21 protein-coding genes and 1 rRNA gene are annotated in these 19985 nt (G+C 74.4%); 13 read left to right on the forward strand and 9 right to left on the reverse strand.

The window, feature by feature from the left end; genetic code table 11:
- The first annotated feature begins 72 nt into the window (after positions 1-72).
- Positions 73-189, forward strand: a 5S ribosomal RNA gene (rrf, locus tag FHL79_RS21900).
- Between the two features lie 261 nt (positions 190-450).
- On the opposite strand, the gene FHL79_RS21905 is transcribed toward rrf, so the two are convergent.
- Positions 451-1116 carry a DUF2461 domain-containing protein gene (locus FHL79_RS21905; RefSeq protein ID WP_138760676.1) on the reverse strand — a complete coding sequence of 222 codons (666 nt, stop codon included), beginning with the start codon at positions 1114-1116 and terminating at the stop codon, positions 451-453.
- Positions 1113-1724 (reverse strand): GNAT family N-acetyltransferase, encoded by a 612-nt coding sequence (locus FHL79_RS21910; protein WP_138760677.1) that lies wholly within the window; start codon positions 1722-1724, stop codon positions 1113-1115. Before FHL79_RS21910 ends, FHL79_RS21905 begins: the two co-directional genes overlap by 4 nt.
- A gap of 59 nt (positions 1725-1783) precedes the next feature.
- Between FHL79_RS21910 and FHL79_RS21915 the strand changes: the two genes are divergently transcribed.
- Positions 1784-3043: a winged helix-turn-helix domain-containing protein gene (locus FHL79_RS21915; RefSeq protein WP_138760678.1), complete on the forward strand. Its 1260-nt coding sequence runs from the start codon at positions 1784-1786 to the stop codon at positions 3041-3043.
- Here FHL79_RS21915 and FHL79_RS21920 read toward each other — a convergent pair.
- From FHL79_RS21920 to FHL79_RS26270, 3 genes are all read right to left on the reverse strand, one after another.
- A complete protein-coding gene (locus tag FHL79_RS21920; RefSeq protein ID WP_171058289.1) occupies positions 3013-3834 on the reverse strand; it encodes a DUF4097 family beta strand repeat-containing protein in 822 nt (273 codons plus the stop codon). The two genes, FHL79_RS21915 and FHL79_RS21920, sit on opposite strands and share 31 nt — an antisense overlap.
- A gap of 14 nt (positions 3835-3848) precedes the next feature.
- On the reverse strand, positions 3849-4340 hold the full coding sequence (locus FHL79_RS21925) for a toxin-antitoxin system HicB family antitoxin (RefSeq protein WP_138760680.1): 492 nt from the start codon (positions 4338-4340) through the stop codon (positions 3849-3851).
- Between the two features lie 97 nt (positions 4341-4437).
- Positions 4438-4572: a hypothetical protein gene (locus FHL79_RS26270; protein ID WP_281283892.1), complete on the reverse strand. Its 135-nt coding sequence runs from the start codon at positions 4570-4572 to the stop codon at positions 4438-4440.
- 126 nt (positions 4573-4698) lie between these two features.
- Between FHL79_RS26270 and thyX the strand changes: the two genes are divergently transcribed.
- From thyX to FHL79_RS21950, 5 genes are read left to right on the forward strand one after another with little or no spacing between them, the layout of a single operon-like run.
- On the forward strand, positions 4699-5451 hold the full coding sequence (gene thyX, locus FHL79_RS21930; protein WP_138760681.1) for an FAD-dependent thymidylate synthase: 753 nt from the start codon (positions 4699-4701) through the stop codon (positions 5449-5451).
- Between the two features lie 44 nt (positions 5452-5495).
- Complete coding sequence (locus tag FHL79_RS21935) at positions 5496-6338, forward strand: thymidylate synthase (protein ID WP_138760682.1); 843 nt, start codon at positions 5496-5498, stop codon at positions 6336-6338.
- Complete coding sequence (locus FHL79_RS21940) at positions 6338-6913, forward strand: dihydrofolate reductase (RefSeq protein ID WP_138760683.1); 576 nt, start codon at positions 6338-6340, stop codon at positions 6911-6913. Before FHL79_RS21935 ends, FHL79_RS21940 begins: the two co-directional genes overlap by 1 nt.
- A 9-nt stretch (positions 6914-6922) precedes the next feature.
- The gene (gene dapA / locus FHL79_RS21945) at positions 6923-7819 is read left to right on the forward strand and encodes a 4-hydroxy-tetrahydrodipicolinate synthase (RefSeq protein WP_138760684.1); all 897 of its coding nucleotides are present in this window, start codon (positions 6923-6925) and stop codon (positions 7817-7819) included.
- Entirely contained in the window at positions 7816-9522 is a 1707-nt protein-coding gene (locus FHL79_RS21950) for a ribonuclease J (RefSeq protein ID WP_138760685.1), read from the forward strand. The genes dapA and FHL79_RS21950 overlap by 4 nt, the downstream gene beginning before the upstream one ends.
- A gap of 162 nt (positions 9523-9684) precedes the next feature.
- On the opposite strand, the gene FHL79_RS21955 is transcribed toward FHL79_RS21950, so the two are convergent.
- The 4 genes from FHL79_RS21955 to FHL79_RS21970 all read right to left on the reverse strand — a co-directional run bounded on the left by FHL79_RS21955 (position 9685) and on the right by FHL79_RS21970 (position 13485).
- A complete protein-coding gene (locus FHL79_RS21955; RefSeq protein ID WP_138760686.1) occupies positions 9685-10368 on the reverse strand; it encodes an anti-sigma factor family protein in 684 nt (227 codons plus the stop codon).
- Positions 10365-10901, reverse strand: coding sequence for a sigma-70 family RNA polymerase sigma factor (locus tag FHL79_RS21960; protein ID WP_138760687.1), 537 nt, complete (start codon positions 10899-10901; stop codon positions 10365-10367). Before FHL79_RS21960 ends, FHL79_RS21955 begins: the two co-directional genes overlap by 4 nt.
- 105 nt (positions 10902-11006) lie before the next feature.
- Positions 11007-12947 carry a S9 family peptidase gene (locus FHL79_RS21965; RefSeq protein ID WP_138760688.1) on the reverse strand — a complete coding sequence of 647 codons (1941 nt, stop codon included), beginning with the start codon at positions 12945-12947 and terminating at the stop codon, positions 11007-11009.
- Between the two features lie 40 nt (positions 12948-12987).
- Positions 12988-13485 (reverse strand): hypothetical protein, encoded by a 498-nt coding sequence (locus FHL79_RS21970; protein ID WP_138760689.1) that lies wholly within the window; start codon positions 13483-13485, stop codon positions 12988-12990.
- Positions 13486-13636: 151 nt separating this feature from the next.
- On the opposite strand from FHL79_RS21970, the gene FHL79_RS21975 reads away from it, so the two are divergent.
- The 6 genes from FHL79_RS21975 to FHL79_RS22000 form a co-directional block, all read left to right on the forward strand.
- The gene (locus FHL79_RS21975) at positions 13637-16171 is read left to right on the forward strand and encodes an FtsK/SpoIIIE family DNA translocase (protein ID WP_138760690.1); all 2535 of its coding nucleotides are present in this window, start codon (positions 13637-13639) and stop codon (positions 16169-16171) included.
- A gap of 60 nt (positions 16172-16231) precedes the next feature.
- Positions 16232-17704, forward strand: coding sequence for a 30S ribosomal protein S12 methylthiotransferase RimO (gene rimO, locus FHL79_RS21980; protein ID WP_246081107.1), 1473 nt, complete (start codon positions 16232-16234; stop codon positions 17702-17704).
- A gap of 41 nt (positions 17705-17745) precedes the next feature.
- Complete coding sequence (pgsA, locus tag FHL79_RS21985; protein WP_138760691.1) at positions 17746-18435, forward strand: CDP-diacylglycerol--glycerol-3-phosphate 3-phosphatidyltransferase; 690 nt, start codon at positions 17746-17748, stop codon at positions 18433-18435.
- A complete protein-coding gene (locus FHL79_RS21990) occupies positions 18432-18968 on the forward strand; it encodes a CinA family protein (protein WP_138760692.1) in 537 nt (178 codons plus the stop codon). Before pgsA ends, FHL79_RS21990 begins: the two co-directional genes overlap by 4 nt.
- 143 nt (positions 18969-19111) lie before the next feature.
- A complete protein-coding gene (locus FHL79_RS21995) occupies positions 19112-19567 on the forward strand; it encodes a helix-turn-helix domain-containing protein (RefSeq protein ID WP_138760693.1) in 456 nt (151 codons plus the stop codon).
- Between the two features lie 173 nt (positions 19568-19740).
- The coding region (locus FHL79_RS22000; RefSeq protein WP_218938564.1) for a hypothetical protein at positions 19741-19985 on the forward strand (245 nt) is incomplete at its 3' end.

Genomic DNA, 19985 nt, shown 5'->3' on the forward strand with positions numbered 1-19985 from the left:
ACCCCACACTGCCCTTTCCCCGCTGGTCGGGGGCGGGGTGTGTGGTGGGGGTGGGTGACATCTTCACAGTGTTACGGCGGTCATGGCGAAAGGGAAACGCCCGGTCTCATTCCGAACCCGGAAGCTAAGCCTTTCAGCGCCGATGGTACTGCCCGGGGGACCGGGTGGGAGAGTAGGACGCCGCCGGACATAACTCCCAGGAACGGGGTCACAGCATCTGCTGTGACCCCGTTTCCTGCATTCCCGGGCCAGTTTCACCACCCACCCGCCGGCTTCCGCGTGAGAGCCCCCGCACATTCGTGCGCGAGAGCATCCGTACTTCGGCGCGCGAGAGCATCCGTACTTTGGGGCGCGCGAAAGCGCCGGTACGTGGTCGGGCGAAGGCGCTCGCGGGGCGTCATGGGGTGCGCGCCGGGTGCGTACGCCGGGATACGTCAGGACGGAACTGGCTCAGCGGCGGCGGTCGGGTGGGGCGGTCGTCGCGCCGACGTTGTCGGCCAGCCACTGGTTCAGGCCCGCGCAGCAACGCCAGGCGCTCCGCACCCGCTCGAGCGCCGCTGGCGTCTGCAGCCAGTCAGCCGGCTCCCACTCCTGCGAAGCGTGCAACGACTTGTGCCGGAGCAGGTCCAGCCGTGGGTGGTCGGCGGGGTGGCCACGGGGCGTCCGCACGAGCTTGTCGCCGTCGATCGAGAAGTCCCCACCGCGCAGGGACGCGACCTCGGCCTCCAGCCGGGGTCCCTGGGCGTCGTCGGACACCGCGCGCCGGTAGCGCTCGACCTGGTCGGGCTGCAGCCGCCAGCACCCGCCGGACACGCGCAGTCCCTCGGCGGAGACCTGCACGTAGACCGACCCCACGCCACGGCCCTCCACGTGGAGCACCGCTCCCTGATGGGTCTTGTACGGCGTCTTGTCGTGGCTGAAGCGGACGTCGCGGTACGGCCGGAACAGCTTGGGCGTGCCGAACTCCGGCGCGAGCTCATCGGCGAGCTCCTGCATCGGCCGCCGGACGTGCTCGTCGTAGACGTGCTTGTGCTGTGTCCAGTAGGTCTTGCTGTTGTCCGCCTCCAGGCCCTCGTAGAAGACCAGCCCCTCGTCGGGGAAACCGGAGAACGTCACTGCACTCCTCGTTCGTCGATCCCGTCGGGCTGCTCGCCCTCCAGGAGGGTGTGCCAGCGGAGCTGACGCAGTGTCGAGCTCCCGGTGTCCAGCGTGCGCACCCACCCGTCGGTCGCCCAGCCGGCACCGGTCAGGAAGCGGGCCGTGACGTCGTCCTCCTCCGGCAGCCACAGCTGCAGCCGCCGGACCCCCGCCGCGGCGGACAGATCGGTGACTGCGGCCAGCAGCCGGCTGCCGTGACCGCGCCGGCCCCAACGGGGCTCCACCAGCAGCGCGGTGACCTCGTTGGTCGGACCCTCGGGCAGGGGCTGCTCCTCGGGAGCCAGCTCGGCCGGGCCGAAGGCGGCGAAGCCGGTCAGCTCCGAGCCGTCCAGCGCGACGAGCACGCCGTGCCCCGGGGTGGGCGGCGTGGCGACTGCGGCCCACCACGCGGCGACGGCGGCGGTCTCGTCCCAGTCGTCGAGGACCGCGGGCGGCAGCAGCGCGCGGTACGCCGCCCGCCAGGTCACCACCTGGACCCGCGCGATGGCCTCGGCGTCCTCGGGGCGGGCGAGCCGCACCGACACCTCGGCCCGGCCGGGCAGACCGGGGCGGGGGAGGGACGTCACCGGGGCAGCGTAGGTGTCCGGTGGCGGGACGGTCGTACCCCCACGGCAGGATCGCGGCCGTGACGTCGTCCGGAGAGCGCCTGTCCGCGGGGCTGGCGCGCCGCATCGCACTGGGCGCGCAGGGCTTCGCCGACCCGCGCCCCGGCGGCGACGTCGGTACGCGGCAGCTCCGCCGGACGGTCGAGCGGCTCGGCGTGGTGCAGATCGACTCGGTCAACGTGCTGTCGCGGTCGCACTACCTGCCGTTCTTCAGCCGGCTCGGCCCGTACCCGCGCCCGGCGTTGGACGCGCTGTCCAACCGGCGGCACGATCTCTTCGAGTACTGGGCGCACGAGGCGTCGTTCCTGCCGGTCCGGTTGCAACCGCAGCTCCGGTGGCGGATGGCTGCAGCCGAGCAGCACGCGTGGGGCAACATGGTGCGGCTCCAGCGGGAGCGGCCCGGTTACGTGCGCGAGGTCCTCGACCGGGTCCGGGAGGGCGGGCCGCTGCGGGCCAGCCAGCTGATCGAGCCGCGCCCCGACCGGCCGGGGTCGATGTGGAACTGGCACGCCGGCAAGGTCGCGTTGGAGTGGCTCTTCTTCACCGGGGCCCTCACCGCGCGGGCCCGCACCGCCGGCTTCGAGCGGGTCTACGACCTCACCGAGCGCGTCCTCCCGCCCGAGGTGGTGCAGGCGCCGACCCCCGACCGTGCCGACGCCGTCCGCGCGCTGGTGGCCACCGCCGCCCGCGCGCTGGGGGTGGCGACGGAGACCGACCTGCGCGACTACTTCCGGTTGCCCGTGATCGATGCGCGGACGGCGATCGCCGAGCTGGTCGAGGGCGGCGAGCTCCAGTCGGTGCACGTGGAGGGCTGGGACCGACCGGCCTGGCTGGACCCCGACGCCCGCCGGCCCCGGTGGGTCCGCGCCCGGGCGCTGCTCACCCCGTTCGACTCGCTGGTCTGGGAGCGCCCCCGGGTCGAGCGCATCTTCGGCTTCCGGTACCGGTTGGAGATCTACACCCCGGCCGCGAAGCGGGTGCACGGCTACTACGTGCTGCCCTTCCTGCTCGGTGACCGCCTGGTCGCCCGGGTCGACCTGAAGGCCGACCGGCAGGCCGGTGTGTTGCGGGTGCAGTCCGCCCATGCCGAGACCGGGGTCGACGCACCGGAGGTGGCGTGGGCACTCGCGACCGAACTCCGGCTGATGGCCGACTGGATGGAGCTCGAGCAGGTGACCGTCACCGGCGTCGGGGACCTCGCGCCGGCACTCGCCCGTGCCGCGGCCGGCGCACCCCTGACCGGGGCCGGTCAGCCTGCGGACGGGGGCGCAGCCGGCTGACCCGCAGCGCGGCGCAACCGCAGGTCCCCGGAGACCGACTGCAGGCTGAGGGAGAGCTGCGCGGCGCCGCCGGCGTCCGGGGTGTCCTCGGCCAGCTCCGACCGCAGCCGCCCGGACACGGTCTGGACGTCGAGCCAGATGCGCAGTCCCGGCGCGACGCCGACGGTGGCGTCACCGGAGACCGTGGTCAGCCGGACCGTGCCGCTGGCCACGGAGTCGATCCGCACGTCCCCGGAGGCGGTCCTCGCGGTGACGTCCGTGGCAGCCGTGCCCACGAGCAGGTCGCCGGAGGCGGAACGGACCTGCAACGGCCCGCCGGCGTCGGTGATCCGCACGTCGCCCGAGGCGTTGCCGACGTCCGAGGTCCCGTCCACCCGCCCGGCGCGGACGTCGCCACTGGCCGACCGGGCCTGCAGCGCGGTGCAGTGCTCGACGTCGAGGTCACCGCTCGAGCTCGTCAGCGTCACCCTGCCCAGCCGGCCGCGCAGCGTGCTGGTGGCCGAGGCGCCGGCGACCGTCACGGCGGTGTCCGGCGGCACGGTGACCGAGAGCGCGAACGCGGGCGCCCGGAGCAGTCGGCGGTCGGGCACGGAGAGCCGCAGGTGACCGCGGGTGACGACGAGGTCCAGCCGGTCGACCAGCTCCTCGGCGATGCCGTTGAGCGGCTGGACCTCGATGACGACCTCGTCGGCCGCCGGGTCGGCGTCGACGGTCGTCGAGCCGGCCGGGTTGCGCACCTCGAGCGAGCGGAGGGCGTCGGAGAGGGGGATGCGGTGGGTGCGGACGGTCACGAGGAGCTCCTCGGTCAGCTCCGGGCGAAGCCGGAGTAGCGGCGGGGGCCGCGCCCGGAGCGCGGTGGGTCGGTGGGCCGGAGGCCGGCGACGACGGCGCGCACCAGCCAGGCGTTGAGCGAGACACCGGCGGCGGCCGCGGCCGCCTCAGCGCGGGACTTGACGGACTCGGGCAGGCGGAGGCTGATCCGGGCCATCGACCCGTCGTCGTCGGCCTCACCCTCGGCGGCCCGGTCGTCGGCCTGGTCCGCGGGTTCGGGGTCGGGCGCCGGCACGATGACGACCTCGGGGTCGCGTCCGCGGAGCCGGATGTCGACCAGACCGCCGTCCCAGGCGGCGGTGATCTCGGCGGCCATCGCCGACAGCGCGTCGGTCACCGCCAGCCGGACGGCGGGCTCGATGGTGTCGCCCAGCAGCCGCGCCGTCTCCTGCGTCTGCTCGGTGCCGGCGGCCGCTGCGGTGGTCAGGGAACGGCGCAGCGCGTCGACGTACTCGCTCAGGTCCATGGACGCCATCGTGACGTCACTCCCGGGATCCACGGCGGTGGGGTCGCCCGGCGCGTGGGGCCCGGTGGCGTGTGCGGCCGGGGAGCGGGCGGCTGGGTCACAGCGACCGCCTCCCCAGCCACCGGGGACGGCGCCGCGGCGCGCGGACCGGGCGGAGCGGCGGACGGGGCTCGGTGGGGAACCGCGGGGCCATCGCCCGGTGCAGGTCGGTGTCGTTGTTCGAGTTCTCCATGACGTCAACATGGCATCACCTTGACGCCATGTCGAGCATCATGGTGATGTCAATCGGTCGCGACACGGCGGCGGGGTCGCCGTCGGGGGCGTCGAGGGCCCGGTCCCGGCGACGTAGGCTCGTCGCGTGCCCGCCATCGCCCCGCTGAAGGTGCAGGTCGTCGCGCAGACCCTCTTCACCCCGCCGGCCGACGTCCCGTGGGAGACCGACGCGGACGGCGGGCAGGCCCTGGCCGAGTTCGCCGGGCGTGCCTGCTACCAGTCCTGGGACAAGCCGAACCCGGCGACCGCGAGCAACGAGGGCTACCTGCGGCACGTTCTCGAGGTCGGGCACCTCTCGGTGCTCGAGCACGGCACGGTGAGCATGTACCTGTCCGGCATCTCCCGGTCGCTGACGCACGAGCTGATCAGGCACCGGCACTTCTCCTACAGCCAGCTGTCCCAGCGGTACGTGCCCGAACGGGACGCCGCCGTGGTCGAGCCGGCGGTCATCGCTGAGGACCCCGAGCTGCACGAGCGGTTCCTCGCCGCGACCGACGCCGCGATGGCCGCCTACGAGGAGCTGCTCGAGGGCCTGGAGAAGCGGTTCGCCGACGTCCCCAACGCCACGCTCCGGCGCAAGCAGGCCCGGCAGGCGGCCCGCTCGGTGCTGCCGAACGCGACCGAGACCCGCATCGTCGTCACCGGCAACTACCGGGCCTGGCGGCACTTCGTCGCCATGCGGGCCAGCGAGCACGCCGACGTGGAGATCCGCGAGCTCGCCGTCGCCTGCCTGCGCGACCTGCAGCGGGTCGCCCCGCACGTGTTCGACGACTTCCGGATCAGCGACCTGGCCGACGGGACCGCGGTCGCCGCGAGCCCGCTCGTCGCCGAGGGCTGACCGGCACCGACCCGCTCCACCCACCGCCGCGACGAGGAGTCGACATGGCCGAGCTCGCCGTCCACCCGGGGACACCGGTGTCCAGCACCGCCGTGGACACGCAGTACGAGGACCTGCTGCGCCGGGTGCTGGAGACCGGCAGCCCGAAGTCCGACCGCACCGGCACCGGCACGCTGAGCCTGTTCGGGGAGCGGCTGCGCTACGACCTGTCCCAGGCGTTCCCGATGGTGACCACCAAGAAGGTGCACTGGAGGTCGGTGGCCTACGAGCTGCTGTGGTTCCTCCGCGGCGAGGGCGACGTCAGCTGGCTCCAGGAGCACGGCGTCTCGATCTGGGACGAGTGGGCAGCCGAGGACGGCAGCCTGGGGCCGGTCTACGGCGTCCAGTGGCGGTCGTGGCCCACCCCGGACGGCGGGTCGATCGACCAGCTCGCCGGCGTCCTCGACACGCTGCGCCGCGACCCCGACTCGCGCCGGATGGTCGTGTCCGCCTGGAACGTGGCTGCCCTGCCGGAGATGGCGCTGGCGCCCTGCCACGCGTTGTTCCAGTTCTACGTGGCCGACGGCAGGCTGTCCTGCCAGCTGTACCAGCGCAGCGCCGACCTCTTCCTCGGCGTCCCGTTCAACATCGCCAGCTACGCGCTGCTGACCCGGATGGTCGCCCAGCAGGTCGGCCTCGAGCCGGGTGACCTGGTCTGGGTGGGCGGGGACTGCCACATCTACACCAACCACCTGCCGCAGGTGCGCGAGCAGCTCTCCCGCGAGGTGCTGCCCTTCCCGCAGCTGACCATCGACCCGGCCCCCTCGCTGTTCGACCACGACTACGCCGACCTCCACCTGCTCGACTACCGGCACCACCCCGCGATCCGGGGTGCGGTGGCCGTCTGATGCTCCGGATGGTCTGGGCGCAGGCCGCCGGCGGCGTCATCGGCGCGGACGGCGTCCTGCCCTGGCACCTGCCCGAGGACCTGCGGCTGTTCCGGGCGCTCACCCTCGGCTCGACCGTGGTGATGGGCCGGCGCACCTGGGAGTCGCTGCCGCCGCGGGTCCGGCCGCTGCCCGGGCGGCGCAACGTCGTCCTCAGCTCGACGCTGGACGCCGCCGACGCCGGCGTCGAGGTCGCCCGGTCGGTCGACGACGTCCTGGCGGTGGACGGCGATGTGTGGGTCATCGGCGGCGGGGGGGTCTACGCCTCGTTCCTCCCGCACGCCGACGAGGTCGTCGTCACCGAGGTCGACGCAGCGCTGCCGGGGGACACCTGGGCGCCCCCGCTCGGCCCGGAGTGGCTCCCCGGCGCCCGGGTGCCGGCGGTCGGCTGGGCCGGCTCCGCGGCCGGGCTCCGGTTCCGGGTGACGCACCAGCACCGCGGGACGCCGTCCGCTCCGGTGGCCGGCGTCCTCGCCGACCACCTCGCGACGTGGACCGGCGCCGGGCGCTCCGGTGGTGTCGGTGCGGGCCGGTAAGTTCCTGGCATGACCACCGACCCCGCCCGGCCCTTCGGGCGCGTCCTGACGGCGATGGTCACCCCGCTCGCCGAGGACGGCACGATCGACCTGGCCGGCGCGCAGGAGCTCGCCGCGCACCTGGTCGACCGCCGGGCGCACGACGGCCTGGTCGTCTTCGGGACGACGGGGGAGTCGCCGACCATCAGCGACAGCGAGCAGCACGCGGTGCTGGAGGCGGTGCTCGACGCCGTCGGTGACCGGGCCACCGTGGTCGCCGGCGTGGGCACCAACGACACCGCGCACTCGATCGAGAAGGCCCAGTCGGCCGCCCGCCTCGGCGTGCACGGCCTGATGGTCGTCACGCCCTACTACAACAAGCCGCCGCAGGCCGGCCTGCTCCGGCACTTCACCGCCGTCGCGGACTCGACCGACCTGCCCGTCATGCTCTACGACATCCCGCCGCGCTCCGTCGTCCCGATCGAGGTCGAGACGCTGGTCCGCGCGGCGGAGCACCCGAACATCGTCGCGGTCAAGGACGCCAAGGGCGACCTCGGCGCCGTGGCCTGGACCAAGGCGCGCACCGACCTCGCCTACTACTCCGGTGAGGACATGCTGAACCTGCCGCTGCTCGCGCTGGGCGCGGTCGGCGTGGTCAGCGTCGTCGGGCACCTCGTCGGGCCGCGGCTGGCCGAACTGGTCGCCGCGGTGGAGTCCGGCGACCTGGTCAAGGCGCGCGCCGTGAACGAGGCACTCCTCCCCGTCTACACAGGGATCTTCCGCACCCAGGGCGTCATCCTGGTCAAGGCGGCGCTGCGCGCGCTGGGGCTGCCTGCCGGCCCGGTCCGCCCGCCCCTCGTCGACGCCACCCCCGAACAGCTGGAGCAACTGCGCATGGACCTCGCCGCGGGAGGCGTCAGCCTGTGACCACCTCCGCCCTCACGACACAGCCGCACCTGGACCTCAAGGCACCGCCGCCGCTGCCGAAGGGCGCGCTGCGGGTCATGGCCCTCGGCGGGCTCGGGGAGATCGGCCGCAACATGGCCGTCCTGGAGTTCGACGGCCAGCTGATGGTCATCGACTGCGGGGTGCTCTTCCCCGAGGCCGAGCAGCCCGGCGTCGACCTGATCCTGCCCGACTTCGGGGTCATCGAGCACCGGCTCGACGACATCACCGCCGTCGTCCTCACCCACGGGCACGAGGACCACATCGGTGCGGTGCCCTACCTGCTGCGGCTGCGCGCCGACATCCCGCTGGTCGGGTCGCGGTTCACCCTGGCCCTGGTCAAGGCCAAGCTGCGCGAGCACCGGATCGACCCGGTGCTGGTCGAGGTGGCCGCCGGTGACGACCACCTGGCCGGGCCGTTCCACTGCGAGTTCATCAGCGTCAACCACTCCATCCCCGACGCCCTGGCCGTGGCCGTGCACACCCCGGCGGGAACGCTGGTGCACACCGGCGACTTCAAGATGGACCAGCTCCCGCTGGACGGCGTGCTCACCGACCTCGGTGCGTTCGCGCGGCTGGGCGTCGAGGGCATCGACCTGCTGCTGGCCGACTCGACCAACGCCGAGGTGCCCGGCTTCGTCACCTCCGAGCGCAACATCGGCCCGGTGCTCGACTCGGTCTTCGAGCGGGCCAGCCAGCGGCTGATCGTCTCCAGCTTCGCCAGCCACGTGCACCGGATCCAGCAGGTGCTCGACTGCGCCGTCCGGCACAAGCGCAAGGTGGCCCTGGTCGGCCGGTCGATGGTCCGCAACATGGGCGTCGCCCAGGACCTCGGCCTGCTCCGGGTCGCGCCCGGGCTGATGGTCAAGCTGGACGAGGCGACCGCGATGCCGCCGGAGCAGGTGGTGCTGATCAGCACCGGCTCGCAGGGCGAGCCGCTGTCGGCGCTGGGCCGGATGGCCCGTGGCGACCACCACCAGGTGACCATCGAGGCCGGGGACACGATCATCCTGGCCTCCTCGCTGGTGCCCGGGAACGAGACCGCGGTCTACAAGGTGATCAACGGGCTGGCCCGGCTGGGCGCCACGGTGATCCACAAGGAGACGGCGATGGTGCACGTCTCCGGGCACGCCCCCGCCGGGGAGCTGCGGACCCTGATCAACGTGGCCAAGCCGCGGTACCTGATGCCGGTGCACGGGGAGTGGCGGCACCTGCGGGCGCACGCCGCGCTGGCCGAGCAGACCGGGATGACCGCCGACCGGATCCTGCTCGCCGAGGACGGCGTCGTCGTCGACCTGGTCGACGGCAAGGCCTCCATCGTCGGCAGCGTCCCGATCGGCAACGTCTACGTCGACGGGCTCAACGTCGGCGACGTCGGCGAGGAGTCGCTGCAGGCCCGGCGGATCCTCGGCGACGAGGGCTTCGTCGCGCTGACCGTCGTCATCGAGCCCTCGACGCGCACCATCGTGCGGCCGGTGCACCTGTCCACCCGGGGCTTCTCCGACGACCCGAGCGCCTTCAGCGAGGTGCTCGCGCTGGTGGAGAAGGAGCTCAAGCGGGCGATGGAGGACGAGCAGGTGGACGCCCACCGGCTGTCCCAGGTGATCCGCCGGACGGTCGGCAAGTGGGTGTCGGACAAGTACCGCCGCCGCCCGATGATCATCCCCACCGTCCTCGAGGTCTGAAGGACCCCGCTGCCCCTCAGGCCCCGGCCCGAGGCTCGCCCCGAGCGTGCGAGGGGTGAGGGGGCCGGGGTCCTCCTGCTGCAGCGGGGCCGACGGACGGCCGGGCCCCGTGGTCCCGGCCGTCCTCCTCCGCTGGGCCGTCGCCGGTGCCTCGACCGCGGCTCAGAGGACCGAGCGGAGCACCACCGCACCGGCGGCGTCGGCGACCTCGAAGCCGGCGGCGTCCTGCCGCAGCACGGAGGAGTTCATGCTGCAGTGCAGCGGCTGGTCGCCCACCCCCAGGAACTCCCCGGCCGCCACCTCGCGGCCCTCGTCGTCGCGGACGGTCAGCCGGTAGACCTCACCGGCGGCGAAGCCGGAACCCGACAGCCTCACCTCCACGCCCCAGGTGTGCGGGACGACGTCGGCCGTCGCGGTCACGCCCGCCCGGTCCACCTCCACGGCGACCGCCTCCAACGGCGGCGGGGGCGGGACCGGGCGGGCCAGCCACCCACCGCCGAAGGCAGCGGCCGCGATGCCGACCGCGGCGACCGCGACCCGCCACCGGGCACGGCGGGCCCGGCGGGCAGCCAGGTCGGCGGGACGCGGGCCCTCGGCCGCGATCCGGGCGAGCACTGCCTCGCCCAGCCCCGGCGGCGGCCCGGGCACGTCGTCGAGCCGGTCGGGGTCGACATCGGCGAGCCGCCCGACCAGCGGCGCCAGCTCGCCCAGTTCCGCCCGGCAGGTCGCACAGCCGTCGAGGTGGGCGCGGACGGCGGCGCGCTCGGCGGGGGTGCCGTGGCCCAGCACGTACACGCCCAGCTGCTCCCGCAGCGCGCGGTGGGCGTCCGGCGGCAGGTCGGTCACGGTTCCACTCCCATCTCCTCCATCGCCAGGCGCAGTGCCTTCAACCCGTAGAACACCCGGCTGCGCAGCGTCCCCACGGGGATCCCGAGCTCGGCGGCGACCTCGGCGTGCGGTCGCCCGCGCAGGTGCGTCTGCACGATCGCGGTCCGGTGCTCCGTGCCGATCCGCCGGAGGGCCTCCTCCACCACCCAGGCGTCGACGAGCCGTTCGTCGGTGCCCGCCCCCGGTTCAGCCGGGAGGTCGGTGCCGTCGGTCAGCTCCCGCTGCCACGGCCGCACGGCGAACCGCCGGGCCTCGTCCACCACCACGTTGCGGGCGATGGCGAACAACCAGGTGCGCAGGCTCGCCAGCTGCGGGTCGAAGGAGTCCGCGGCCCGCCAGGCCCGGAGGAACACCTCCTGGACCACGTCCTGCGCCGCCCCGCCGTCGCCGAGCTGGCGCAGCGCGAAGCGGTACAGCTCCGGGCCGTGGGCGGCGTACGCCGCGCGTACGTCGAGCTGGTCGGCCGGGGCCGGACCTCGCTGACGCGCCATCGCCGCTCCTTCCCGGGCGGGCGCCTCCGGGACGGGCGCCGTCGGAGGGCATACGTCGCCGGCGGCCGATCCGTTCACCGCGGCAGCCGGCGACCTCTCGCGGGGCTACCGGACGACGGTGATCGGCTCGATGCCCTCCTCGGCGGGGAGCTCGAAGCCGAGCACCTGGGCGTAGAAGGACAGCTCGCCGTCCAGGGCGGCCCGGATGTTCTCCGCCTTCCGGAAGCCGTGCTGCTCGCCGGCGAAGAGCACGTAGGCGTGCGGGACGCCCTTCGCCCGCAGTGCGGCGACCATCATCTCGGCCTGCTCGGGCGGCACCACCCGGTCCTCGTCGCCCTGGAAGACCGCCAGCGGGGTGTCGAGGGCGTCGGTGTGGTGGATGGGCGAGCGGGCGGCGTAGACGTCGGCGCCGGACGGCCACGGCGCGATCAGACCGTCGAGGTAGCGGGACTCGAACGAGTGCGTGTCCGCGGCCAGCGCCGCCAGGTCCGCGACGCCGTAGTGGCTGGCGCCGGCGGCGAAGACGCCCGGGCGGAAGGTCAGCGCCGCCAGTGTCGTGTAGCCCCCGGCCGAGCCGCCCCGGATCGCCAGCCGGGCGGGGTCGACGCGGCCCTGCTCCGCCAGCCACTGCGCGCAGGCGACCACGTCGTCGAGGTCGGTGATGCCCCAGCGGCCCTGCAGCGCGTCCCGGAAGCGCCGGCCGTAGCCGGTGGAGCCCCGGTAGTCGACGTCGGCGACGGTGAAGCCGCGGGAGGTCCAGTACTGGACACCGAGGTCCAGCACGGACCGGGCGGCGGAGGTCGGGCCACCGTGCACCAGCACCAGCAGCGGGGGCCGCTCGTCGTCCGGTCCGGTCACCTGCGGGTTGGTGGGCGGGTAGACCAGCGCGTGCGCCTCGCCGACCCCGGAGTCCCGCGGGTCGGTGGGGAAGGTGACGTGCTCGGGGCGGGAGAACCAGGCCGGGTCCACCCCCAGCTCCCGGGCCGGGCGGAGCACCTCGGCCGCGCCGTCCAGCGCGACCCGCAGCACCACCGGCTCTGACGCCGGGCCGCCGGCCACGCAGACCACCGCGTCCCCGGCCGCACGCACCTGCCCGAAGACGGCGTGCTCGGAGGGCAGCTCGCGCACCTCCCCGTCGGGGGTCAGGACGGCGAGCCGGTCGGCGCCGTCCCGGCCGTAGGCGACCACCACCCGGCCGTCGGGCAGCAGGGCGAAGCGGCTCTGCCCGAACACCCACTGCGGGCCGGCGATGTCGCGGCCGACGTCGAGGACGAGCTCCACCTCGCCGTGCGGCCGGCGGCGGTGGAGCGACCAGACGTCCGTGCGGTCGTCGAACCACCACAGGCTCAGGTCCGCGCCCCACACCGGCTGGACCACCGACCGGCCGGGGCCGCCGGCCAGCACGTGCTCGGTGCCGTCCGCGGCCCGGACCACGAGCTGGGCGGTGTCCCACGGCATGTTCGGGTGGTCCCACTGCAGCCAGGACAGCGTGACGCCGTCGGGCGCCCGCCGCGGGTCGGAGACGAAGTCCGGCCCGCTCACCAGCACCTCCACGTCGCCGTCGGCGGCGATCCACACCACCTCGTGGACGACCTCGGCCGAGGACCCCGAGGCGGTGTGGGTCTCCCGGACGGCCAGCACGCCGTCCCCGTCGGCGGACAGGTCGGCGAACCGGACGCCGGAGGGGACGGCCGGCGCCGGGGTCACCGCGACCGCCTCGCTGCTGCCCGGGTCGACCCGGTACAGCCGCTGGTCGGCGTAGTCGGTGAACCAGACGGTGCCCCCGGCCACGGTCCATGCTGCGCCGCCGTACTCGTGCACCCGGGTGCGGGCGTTCCACGGCGGGGGGAGGAGGTCGGTGGTGGTGCCGTCCGGGCGGCGCCGCACCAGCGCCGTGCGACCACCCTCGCTCGGCCGGCCCTCGGCCCACCAGACGTCGTCGCCGTCGACGACCACCTCGCCGAGCCGGGCCGCGGCGCGCACGACCAGCTCGGAGGTGATCGGCGTCGGCCAGCTGCCGTAGGGGAGGGTCTGCGTCGTCGTCACGGCTGCGACCGTAGCCGGGGAGGCGCGGGCCCGGTCCGGGTCAGCGGCGGACCTCGACCAGCAGGACCCAGGCGGTGGCGAGCCCGCCGAGGAACGCGACGAGGACGACGGGCACGACCCAGTACAGCCCGCCGCCCGCGCCGGCGAGCAGGCTCACCCCGGCGGCCAGCAGACCGGCGGCGATCGTCGTGCTGGGCAGCAGCCGGATGAGCACCCAGCTCAGCAGCGGCTCCAGGCTGCCGCGGTTGCCGGGCCGGTTCATCCGCAGCAGCCAGCCGCCCGCGGCCGCCCCGGTGAGCACGAGCTCGGTCCCCACCGCCGCCCGGGGCTGGTCCGGCACCAGGAGCAGCGTGCCCACGACCAGCGGCACGAGGAAGAGCAGCAGCGCGTTGACGCTGCGGCCGGTCAGCGCGTCGCCGGCGAGGATCTGCTCGACGTTGATCGACACCGCGACGAACAGCAGGCCGGTGAGGGCTGCCGAGGCGCCCACCACCGCCACCGAGAAGTCCGACCACGCTGCGGTCTGGTAGCCGCTCATGCGGGCGCATCCTGCCCCAACCCGGGTGCCGGTGGCGGCGCACCGGACGGCCGGTCCCTGGACCCGCGCGCCTGTGCCCCGGCTGGGTCCGCGGCGGACACGCTGCGCGAGATGGGCCGCTGGAGGCGCCGACCGGATTACGGTCTGACGCATGCCTGCTCGCGCGTCGACGTCGAACCGGGCGCCGGCGCGTGGGAGCGGCACCACCCGCCCGCGCTCCGGCAGCACCGCAGCCAAGAAGCGCCCCCCGGCCAAGCGCGGCTCCACCGCCGCCCGACGGCCGGCACCGAAGCGGAACCAGAGCACCCTCGCCGGCAGCCTGTGGCGCGGTGCCACCGGCACGTGGGGCCTGCTGGCCCGCGGTGCCGGCGCCGTCGCCCGGTCGGTGGCCCGACCGGAGGAGGCCGAGCCGCTCGCCGCCGAGCACCGGCGGGACGGGGTCGGTCTCGCCGTCCTCGGCCTGGCCATCGTGCTCGGTGCCGCGACCTGGACCGACGGGATCGGCCCGGTCGGCGCCGGCCTCGCCGACGCCGTCCGCTGGGCGATCGGCGGGCTCACCGCGGCGCTGCCCGTGGTCCTGTTCCTCGTCGCCCTGCGGCTGCTCCGGCACCCGCCGCACCCCGAGGCCCGCGGCCGGCTGGTCATCGGCTGGACCAGCGTGGTGGCCGCGGTCGTCGGCATCGCCCACGTCACCGGACCCGACGTGGACCCGGACGACCGGTCCGGCGCCGGCGGCCTGCTCGGCTGGGCGTTCGGCAGCCCGCTGAGCGCGGGCCTGGGCAGCGTCGTCACGGTGCTGCTGCTGGTCCTGCTGGCCTTCTTCGGTCTGCTCGTCGTCACCGCCACCCCTGTGCACCAGGTGCCCGAACGGCTGCGGGAGTGGGCCGACCGGCAGCTCGGCCGGGACGACGAGGACGGCGACGACCTCGAGTTCTACGACGACGAGGACGAGGACGAGGAGCCCGCGCCGAGAGCCCGGCGCGGTCGGAAGTCGGCGGTCTCCGAGGTGCAGGACACCCTGGACACCGGCGTCATCGACCACGCGGCCTACGCCGAGGCGCCGCAGGCGGTCGCGCAGGAGCCGGCCGCCGAGGCCGTCCCGGTGGCCTCCGCCCCGGCCCGCCGGGCGCCGATGCCGGTCGACCGGACCGCCCCGCCGGAGGACCTGCCGCCGATCGAGGAGCCCGAGCAGCTCCGCATCGAGCCGGTCGAGGGCACCTACACGCTGCCCTCGGTGAGCGTGCTGCGCCCGGGCACCCCGCCGCGCGCCAAGTCCAAGGCCAACGACGTCGCCATCGAGGCGATCACCGGCGTCCTCGAGCAGTTCAACATCGACGCCGCCGTCACCAGCTACACCCGTGGCCCGACGGTCACCCGCTACGAGATCGAGCTGGGCAACGCGGTCAAGGTCGAGAAGATCACCGCGCTGACCAAGAACCTCGCCTACGCGGTGGCCAACGACAACATCCGCATCCTGGCCCCCATCCCGGGCAAGTCGGCGGTGGGCGTCGAGGTGCCCAACACCGACCGGGAGACGGTCAGCCTGGGCGACGTCATGCGCTCGCAGGTGGCCAAGCAGGACCCGCACCCGATGCTGGTCGGGCTCGGCAAGGACATCGAGGGCGGCTTCGTCTGCGCCAACCTGGCGAAGATGCCGCACCTGCTGGTCGCCGGTGCCACCGGTGCCGGCAAGTCCAGCTGCATCAACTCGCTGCTCACGTCGCTGCTGCTGCGGGCCACCCCGGACCAGCTGCGGATGATCCTGGTCGACCCGAAGATGGTCGAGCTGACGCCCTACGACGGCATCCCGCACCTGATCACGCCGATCATCACCGACCCGAAGAAGGCCGCCACCGCGCTGGCCTGGCTGGTCGAGGAGATGGAGCAGCGCTACCAGGACATGCGGGCCACCGGCGTGCGGCACATCGACGACTTCAACCGCAAGGTGGAGCGCGGCGAGATCACCGCCCCGCCCGGGAGCGAGCGGATCTACCAGCCCTACCCCTACATCCTGACGATCGTCGACGAGCTCGCCGACCTGATGATGGTCGCCCCGCGCGACGTCGAGGAGTCGATCGTCCGGATCACCCAGAAGGCGCGTGCCGCCGGGATCCACCTGGTGCTGGCCACCCAGCGCCCGTCGGTCGACGTCGTCACCGGTCTGATCAAGGCCAACGTGCCCTCGCGGCTGGCGTTCTCCACCTCCAGCCTCACCGACAGCCGGGTCATCCTCGACCAGCCGGGCGCGGAGAAGCTGATCGGCATGGGTGACGCCCTGTTCCTGCCGATCGGGGCGGGCAAGCCGATCCGGGTCCAGGGGGCCTACGTCTCCGACGCCGAGATCGAGGCGGTCGTCGAGTTCACCAAGCGGCAGGCCGAGCCCGAGTACCGCGAGGAGGTCTTCACCGCTGCCGCCGGTGAGAAGAAGGAGATCGACGAGGACATCGGCAGCGACCTGGAGCTGCTCGTCCAGGCCGTCGAGCTCGTCGTCACCAGCCAGTTCGGGTCCACCTCGATGCTGCAGCGCAAGCTGCGGGTCGGCTTCGCCAAGGCCGGCCGGCTGATGGACCTGATGGAGAGCCGCGGCATCGTCGGGCCGTCGGAGGGCTCCAAGGCCCGCGACGTGCTGATCAAGCCCGACGAGCTGGAGTCGGTCATGTTCACGCTGCGCGGGGGGCAGCTGTGAGGAAGGGACCCCGCTGGTGTGCCACCGGGCCGGGAGCCGGACGACGCCTAGGATGAGGCAGTGCCAGCTCTGCCCAGCCCCCTGACGTCCCTCGAAGGGCAGCCCTCCGTTGCCGCGCCCCGCCGCGTGGCGGTGGTGACCCTCGGCTGTGCCCGCAACGAGGTCGACTCGGAGGAGCTCGCCGGCCGGCTGGCCGGCGACGGCTACGAGCTGGTCGAGGACGCCGACGACGCCGACGCGGTCCTGGTCAACACCTGCGGCTTCATCGAGACCGCGAAGAAGGACTCCGTCGACGCGATCCTCGCCGCGACCGACTCCGGTGCCGAGGTCATCGCCGTGGGCTGCATGGCGGAGCGCTACGGCGCCGAGCTCGCCGGCGCGCTGCCCGAGGCGACGGTGCTCGGCTTCGACGACTACACCGCCATCGGTGACCGGCTCGACGACGTCCTCACCGGCCGCCCGCTCGTCCCGCACACCCCGCGCGACCGGCGCACCCTGCTGCCGATCAGCCCGGTGGAGCGCACCGCGGCGGCCGCGACCCCGGACGCACCGGCGATCCCCGGTCACGACTGGCTGAAGCGCCGGCGGCTGGCCGGCGGCCCGTCCGCGGCGCTGAAGATCGCCTCGGGCTGCGACCGCCGGTGCTCCTTCTGCGCCATCCCCGCCTTCCGCGGCGCGTTCGTCTCCCGGCCCGCGGGCGAGGTGCTCGGCGAGGCCCACTGGCTGGCCTCCCAGGGCGTCACCGAGATCGTGCTGGTGAGCGAGAACTCCACCTCCTACGGCAAGGACGCCGGCGACCTGCGCTCGCTGGAGAAGCTGCTGCCCCAGCTCGCCGCGGTGCCGGGCATCACCCGGGTCCGGGTGGCCTATCTGCAGCCGGCGGAGCTCCGGCCCGGGCTGCTGGAGGTCATCGCCGCGACGCCCGGCATCGCGCCCTACTTCGACCTGTCCTTCCAGCACTCGTCAGCGGGCCTGCTGCGCCGGATGCGCCGCTTCGGCGGCACGGAGGACTTCCTGGGGATCATCGAGCGGGCCCGCGCGCTCGCCCCCGAGGCGGGCTTCCGCACCAACGTCATCCTCGGGTTCCCGGGGGAGACCGAGGACGACGTCGCCGAGCTCGAGCGCTTCCTGGTCGCGGGCCGGCTGGACGCCGTCGGGGTCTTCGGCTACTCCGACGAGGAGGGCACCGAGGCCCTCGGGCTGCCGGGCAAGCTCGACCAGCACGAGATCGACGCCCGGGTCCGGCGGATCACCGACCTGGTCGAGGAGCTCACCGCCCAGCGCGCGGAGGCCCGCATCGGCACCACCGTCGAGGTGCTGCTCACCGAGGACCTCGCCGAGTCCGAGGGCGCCGGCACCTGGGCCGGCCACGCCGCCCACCAGGACCCGGACGCCGACGGGACGACGACGGTCGCCGGGGTGCCCGACGGGGCGGTCGCCGGTCAGCTGGTGACGGCGACGGTGGTGGACACCGAGGGCGTCGACCTGCTGGCCCGGGCCGTCGTGCCGGCGCTGGCAGCGGCTGGGGTCTGAGGGACGTGGGCGAGCCGGCGAGCCGACCGGAGAGGAACCGCATGAGCGCCGTGGTGCCCGACGGCGCGGCGGACCCGGCGGCCACGCCCCCGCAGTCCGTGCGGCTGCTCAACCTGCCCAACGCGCTGACCCTCCTCCGGCTCGCGGTCGTGCCGCTGTTCGCCCTGCTGCTGCTCTCCGACGGCGGCATGGACGACGGACGACGTGTCTGGGCCACGCTGTTCTTCACCGGCGCCATCATCACCGACCGCTACGACGGCATGATCGCCCGCCGGACCAACCAGGTGACCGAGTTCGGCAAGCTCGCCGACCCGATCGCGGACAAGGCGCTCACCGGCACGGCGCTGCTGGGGCTCTCGGTCCTCGGGCTGGTGCCCTGGTGGGTGACCGTGGTGATCCTGGTCCGCGAGGTCGGGGTCACCCTGCTGCGGTTCTGGGTCATCCGGCACGGGGTGATCGCCGCCAGCCGCGGTGGCAAGGCCAAGACCGTGCTGCAGGCGCTGGCCATCGGGCTCTACATCCTGCCGCTCACCGGCGTGCTGGCCTCGGCCCGCTGGTGGGTGATGGCGGCCGCCCTGGTGCTCACCGTCATCACCGGCATCGACTACGTCTACCGGGCTCTCACCCTGCGGCGCACCAGCGCGCGCGCCATGCGGGCCGCCGAGGCCCGCCGAGCGGCCGCCGGTGGTGACGGCACACCCGGGAGCACCCGCCGGGACGACGCCGCGTGAGCCGGCCGCCGGCCGACGCGTCGCCCGCGGCGCGGCTGCACGCCGGACTGCTGGCGCGGGGTGAGACCGTCGCGGCGGCCGAGTCGCTGACCGCCGGGCTGTTCTGCGCGACCCTCGCGTCCGTGCCCGGCGCCAGCGCCAGCCTGCGCGGTGGCGCGGTCGTCTACGCCACCGACCTGAAGACGGCGCTGGCCGGGGTCCCGGCCGACGTGCTGGCCGAGCACGGGCCGGTCAGCGAGCGCACGGCCGCGGCGCTCGCGGAGGGCATCCGGGTCCGTTGCTCGGCCACCTGGGGCGTCGGGTTGACCGGTGTCGCCGGCCCGGACGCCGTCGACGGGCACGCCCCCGGACGGGTCTACCTCGGGCTCAGCGACGGGCTGCTCACCGTCGTCCACGAGCTCGACCTCCCCGGGGACCGCGCGCAGGTGCGCGCCGGCGCGGTGGACACGGCGTTGCTCCGGCTGCTGGACCGGCTGGACGAGCACCCGGTGCCGGCCGGGAACCAGTCCGGGTCCGCCGGTGTTACGCCATGAGCGGACGTGCCCCCCACCGGGACGGTGACCAGGGTCATGGCCGCGTACGGTGACCACACGGGGTCCTCCGGTCCGTCCGGTGGGCGCCCGTGCACACGACACCACGAGTCGGAACTGCTCGTCGGAGTGGACAGGAGACGGCCATGACGCTGCTGCGCACACAGCTGGGGAACACCCTGCGGGGTCACCGGCTGCGGCAGCGGCGGACGCTGCGGGACGTCTCGGGTGCGGCTCGGGTCAGCTTGGGCTACCTGTCGGAGGTGGAGCGGGGTCAGAAGGAGGCGTCCTCCGAGCTGCTCGCCTCCATCTGCGACGCCCTCGACGTCGAACTGGCCGACCTGCTGGCCGAGGTCAGCCTGGAGATGCGGCTGGCCGAGCCGGCCCGCCGCACCGTGCGCCCGGTCGCGCTCGCCGGGGTCGGCGCCGGTCGTCCCGGCACCCCCGACGACGACCCGGCCGCGGCCGCCTCGGCCGAGACCGCCGAGCAGGGTGCCACCGAGACGCCCGTCCCCGAGCCCGCCCTGGCGCTGGTGGGCGGCGCCCAGCCGGCCCGCTCCGGCGCCCGCGCGACCGGGGCCGTCTGCCTCGCGGCCGCCTGAACGAGGACCCCCTCGCCCCCCACCGCTCGCACGCTCACGGCGGGCCCCTGCGAGGGGGCCGGTCCAGCACGTCACCTCGGCCGGTTGGGACGGGTGCTGCGTGCGAGGCGACACGAACATCGCTCAGTGTCCACCTGCTTGACCCAGTGCGACCCTCAGGGCACAAAGTGTCCATGTCTTCCCCCGGATCCCGCAGCCAGCTGACGCCGCAGTCCTCCGCGCCGGCGGTTCCCGCCGGCCGTCCCGGGGCCACCGTCCTGGACGCCGACGCGGCGGAGGAGGCAGCGGCCGAGGCGGCCGCCACCGCCGGGCACCACCTCACGACGCCGGTGCCGGTCGGGGCCTTCCTGCAGCCGCCGGCCCCGGGTCTGCAGCTCACCGCCCCGGTGCCGTCGCTGTCGGTCGCCGTCCCGGCCCC

The sequence above is a fragment of the Modestobacter altitudinis genome (assembly GCF_005930475.1).
GTDB lineage: Bacteria > Actinomycetota > Actinomycetes > Mycobacteriales > Geodermatophilaceae > Modestobacter > Modestobacter altitudinis.